The organism is Mycobacterium sp. (genome assembly GCF_035314665.1).
GTDB lineage: Bacteria > Actinomycetota > Actinomycetes > Mycobacteriales > Mycobacteriaceae > Mycobacterium.
The window spans coordinates 1-4,255 of record NZ_DATFZD010000338.1; the positions used below are offsets into that span (position 1 = coordinate 1).

Genomic DNA, 4,255 nt, shown 5'->3' on the forward strand with positions numbered 1-4,255 from the left:
CCCGCCGACCGGCTTCCCCCGGCTGGTTGAGAACGAACACTTCTTCATGCGGATGGCCGCGGGCTGCGGACTGCGCGTACCCAAAACGTGGCTGCTCTACGACGCCGAACAGCGAGCAGCATTGCTGGTCGAGCGATTTGACCGGCACGACCACGTCCGCATCGCCCAGGAAGACGCCTGCCAGGTGACAGGACTCTATCCCGCGTCGAAGTATCGGATAAAGACCGAAACGGCGATCTCTGCTCTGGCTGACGCGTGCCAACGAGGTGGTGGGTCCCGGGCCGCGGCCGTTCTCGAACTGCTCAAAACGGTGGTGTTTTCGTGGCTGATCGGTAACGGAGACCTGCACGGCAAGAACATGTCCATCTACGGCCCGAAAGGCTTGTGGCAACCGTCGCCCGCTTACGATCTACTCACGACCCAGCCCTACAGCGGGTGGCGGGACCCGATGGCACTGACCCTCTACGGGCGGGCGAATCGGCTGGATCGGGCGCATTTCCTGGACGCCGCGGCGCGCCTCGGTCTTCGCGACCGAGCGGCTGCCAGGATGATCGACGACGTCGCCGAAGCGGCTCACGGATGGATAGACCGCTGCGCGGAGATCGGTTTCACACCACGCCAGACCGAACTGTTGGCAGATATGCTCAGCGCCCGCATCACAAGTCTGCAGCGCCCGGCACTGTGACCCTTACCGGGGCCATTTCTGTACGGGGAACGGCGACGCCAATCTGTGGTCGGCGCTTGGTCGGTGAATCCGCGACACTCCGTGGTCTCGGGTGGTGACGGATGGCGTTATATCGCCAGCTCATAACCCCTTTCAGGGCCACGACCGGGAAAGCTTGCAGGCTCTCCTAAAGCCGGTGTCGCAGGTTCGAATCCTGCCGGGGGCACAGTGTGATGTCTCAAGACATCGGAATAGTTCCGAACCTGCGTTAGGTTCGGAACTTTTTCCGTTTGGGGCCTTTTGGTGCGCCGGTGGGTTGGTAGTACTTGCTGGGGTTGAGTGTTAGCTCGCGGAGGAGCTCGCCGGTGGTGGCGCGGATGACGCGGATGTGGAGGTCTTGGATCAGGACGAGCACGCGGGTGCCGGTGTAGGTTCGGCCGACGCCGATGTAGTGCAGGCGTCCGGCGACGCGCAGGGTGATTACGCCGGCTTGGTCGATGCGGTCGCGGCGGACCCGGTTGTGGGTGTCGGTGCGGTTTGGTGGGTCGGCTTTGGGGCGGACGGTGTCGGCGGTTGCCAGGGTTGGCCTGATGGGGCGGTGAGCGGTGTGGGCGAGACAGGGGCGGGCCGATACAGGTCCGGCGACTAGCGCAGCGAACCAGGCCGGGTACGTACGTGGCCCCGATGACGGTGTAGATCAGCCTCAGAAGTTCACGCCCTCGCGGAGTGCGGTAATGATGCGGCTTACTTCTGCGCGTTGGTCGATCGGAATGGGACCAGCTGGAATGCTAACTGCGCCATCACTGAAGATGACCTTGATGGGTTCGGCCGGATAAAACACAGTCGGTTTGCCTTCGGCCGCGTAGAAGGGCCCGTATCGAATCCCGATGATGTCAGCAAGCGGCCGGACCCATACGGACGAGCTTGACGGGGTGAGCTCGTTCTGGCGCTCCTCACGTTCGTCATAGTCAGCCTTCTTGTACTTGATTAAGACACGGCCGACAGAGCGCTCGGTGACAACCCAGATTGTCCACGCAGTTGTAGATGCCGTGGTGTCCATCGACGACCAGGCCGCTGCCCTGACCGATGTGTCGATGATGGAATTCAATGCGACGACCACCGCCTTCGGCGCCGATGTGCCCGGGAAAGACGCAAGCCCTTGGATTTCGCGCCAACGCGTTTCGTCAAATTCCATGACGAGAAGCCTGCCAGATCCCTCCGATAAAACTGACGTACCTGCTGTACATGGATTGGCCCCGAGGAGAGGCAGGGGCGGCCCGATCAACTGATAGGACGTGGGCTACGTCGATCCGGTTCCCGGCTGCCCTGTGACGCCGCGTGGCCCGGGTAGTCGCTGATCGGCGGCGCGAGCATGCTGAGAAGTACGTGTGCCCGCCCTGAGAAAATCCCCAAAATAGGGAATTCTCCCAATGCGCGGAGCCCGTCTGCCAGCGCAAACTTAGGCACCCCTGGTGTCCCACCTTCGAGAGATTGGAACCTTCCATGGACAGCAACAGATCACGCGTCGCTGAGCCGTGAACTCTCCGTGCGTTCTCGCTGCCAATCGTGCCATTTGCCGGCAATGGCGGTCAGTCCGCGCCCGTGCTGGTCAAGGACGGTTTTCGCTGCTCAGCATGGCTTGCTCGGCTAGCCTCCCGGGCACATTCGAATCCTGCCGGGAGCACACGCTCCTCGGATTCGATTTAGCGGGAAGGCATCTGACGTCATTTGCTCGCGTCTAGATCGCGTCTGCGCCACGCTCGCCGGTTCGCACCCGCACCACAGTCTCGACTGTCGCTACCCAGACCTTGCCGTCGCCGATCTTGCCGGTGCGGGCGGCGTTGACGATGGCGTCGACCAAGTGGTCCGCGGATTCATCGTTGACCAGGACTTCGACCTTCATCCGGGGAATGAAGTCGACCTGGTATTCGGCGCCGCGGTAGACCTCGGTGTGGCCCTTTTGCCGACCGTAGCCTTGCACCTCGCTGACGGTCATGCCATGCACTCCCGCCGCTTGGACGGCGGCCTTGATGTCTTCGATCGCGTAGGGCTTCACGACAGCAGTGACGAGCTTCATTGCGGTGTCAGCTCTTCTGACCGACGCGGCCGGCGACGAGGGTTTCGTCGGGGTAGGCCTCTTCCGAGTGGATCGCGAGGTCGCCGGACTCCAAGACATCGTCGGGTGCGCGCAGCTTCATGAAGAGGCCGAGGAATCGGAGAATCGCGAACGTGATCAAGGCGTCCCAGGCGATGATGGTGAGCGCCGCGCCGAGCTGGATCAGGATCTGGAAGGGGTGATGGCCCCACAACCATCCCGCGGAGGTGACGTCCGCGACATCCTTGCCGTTGCCTCGATAGAGGACAATGTGCGGATCGGCCAGCACGCCGACCAGTAGACCACCAGCCAGGCCCGCCACACCGTGGGTGTGCACGACGCCGAGCGCATCGTCGACCTTCTGGAAAAGCCGGGTGCGACCAAGCCAGTTCCAGGACATCCACACCAGCGAGGACGCCACCACGCCGATGATCAAGGCGCCGAAGCTGTTAACGAAGCCGGCCGCGGGGGTGATCGCGACCAACCCCGCGATCATGCCGTTGATTGCACCCAGGAAGGTGGGCTTGCGGTCGCGACTGGCGAACATGTCCCAGATCACCCAGGTCAACAGCGCCACCGCGGTGGTCAGGTTGGTGTTGAGCACTGCCAGCGAGGCATTGGTGCCGGCGAAGTAGGGGTCACCGCCGTTGAACCCGTTCCAGCCCAGCCACAGAATGCCGGCTCCTATCGCGGCCAACGGCAGGTTGTTGGGCACCGCGTGTTGACGGTCGCGGGCCAGCCGCGGTCCGATCACCGCGGCGGCAACAAAGCCACTGGTACCAGCGGCCAGGTGGATGACATATCCACCGGAGAAGTCCAGCGCCCCCGTGGTCCACGCTTTGATGGCGCCGGCGTGTGCCTGTGCCCAAAAGCCCCCACCCCACACCAGGAACGCATTGACGGCGTAGGCAAAGGTCGACCACAGCGGAACGAAAAGCAGCCACACCTTGAAGTTCATCCGGCCGACCACGCTGCCCAAGAACAGCAGCGGGGTAATCGCGGCGAACACGAACTGGAAGTAGGCCAGCGTGGTCTCGGAGAACCGGAACTTCGGCATGCCCGCGTCGAGCAGCGGGATACTCGCCTGATGCTGATTGTCGGCACCCAAGATGGACCCCGGCTTGCCTATGGCGGACTGCAGGATGCCCGGGCCGAGCTTCAGGGGCTGTCCGAAACCCATTTTGAATTCCCACAGCACCCACGCCACCAGCACCAGCGAAAACCCGGTGAAGGCCATCAACATCGTGTTGACCGCCCACTTCTTCTGGACGAGACCCCCATAGAGCACCGCAATACCGGGGATGCTCATCAGTCCGACCAGCGTCGCGGCCACCAGCTGCCAGGCGTTATCTCCCGCGTTGAGCCAATCGGGATAAGGGTTCATATCGGCGTCCCTCTCGATCAGTTATCGCGCTGGCGCTATCGAGCGGTCAAACTATTACACCGGGCCGTTTCTGTCAGATGACCAATTGTTAATTTTGAATTTCTGCTTGCGG

The 4,255-nt window shown here is 62.6% G+C and carries 5 protein-coding genes and 1 tRNA gene; 3 read left to right on the plus strand and 3 right to left on the minus strand.

Features of this window, described 5'->3' with window-relative positions; all coding sequences use genetic code 11:
• The 3 genes from VKI00_RS23085 to VKI00_RS23095 all read left to right on the plus strand — a co-directional run.
• On the plus strand, positions 1-685 hold a 685-nt coding region (locus VKI00_RS23085), incomplete at its 5' end, for a HipA domain-containing protein (RefSeq protein WP_324441600.1).
• A 137-nt stretch (positions 686-822) separates the two neighbouring features.
• Positions 823-890, plus strand: a tRNA-Arg gene (locus tag VKI00_RS23090).
• Positions 891-1,052: 162 nt separating this feature from the next.
• Positions 1,053-1,313, plus strand: a complete 261-nt coding sequence (locus tag VKI00_RS23095) for a hypothetical protein (RefSeq protein ID WP_324441602.1) — start codon at positions 1,053-1,055, stop codon at positions 1,311-1,313.
• A 54-nt stretch (positions 1,314-1,367) separates the two neighbouring features.
• On the opposite strand, the gene VKI00_RS23100 is transcribed toward VKI00_RS23095, so the two are convergent.
• The 3 genes from VKI00_RS23100 to VKI00_RS23110 all read right to left on the minus strand — a co-directional run bounded on the left by VKI00_RS23100 (position 1,368) and on the right by VKI00_RS23110 (position 4,143).
• Complete coding sequence (locus VKI00_RS23100; RefSeq protein ID WP_324441604.1) at positions 1,368-1,859, minus strand: hypothetical protein; 492 nt, start codon at positions 1,857-1,859, stop codon at positions 1,368-1,370.
• A 543-nt stretch (positions 1,860-2,402) separates the two neighbouring features.
• Positions 2,403-2,741, minus strand: a complete 339-nt coding sequence (locus tag VKI00_RS23105; RefSeq protein ID WP_324441606.1) for a P-II family nitrogen regulator — start codon at positions 2,739-2,741, stop codon at positions 2,403-2,405.
• A gap of 7 nt (positions 2,742-2,748) precedes the next feature.
• Complete coding sequence (locus tag VKI00_RS23110; RefSeq protein WP_324441608.1) at positions 2,749-4,143, minus strand: ammonium transporter; 1,395 nt, start codon at positions 4,141-4,143, stop codon at positions 2,749-2,751.
• Positions 4,144-4,255: the final 112 nt, after the last annotated feature.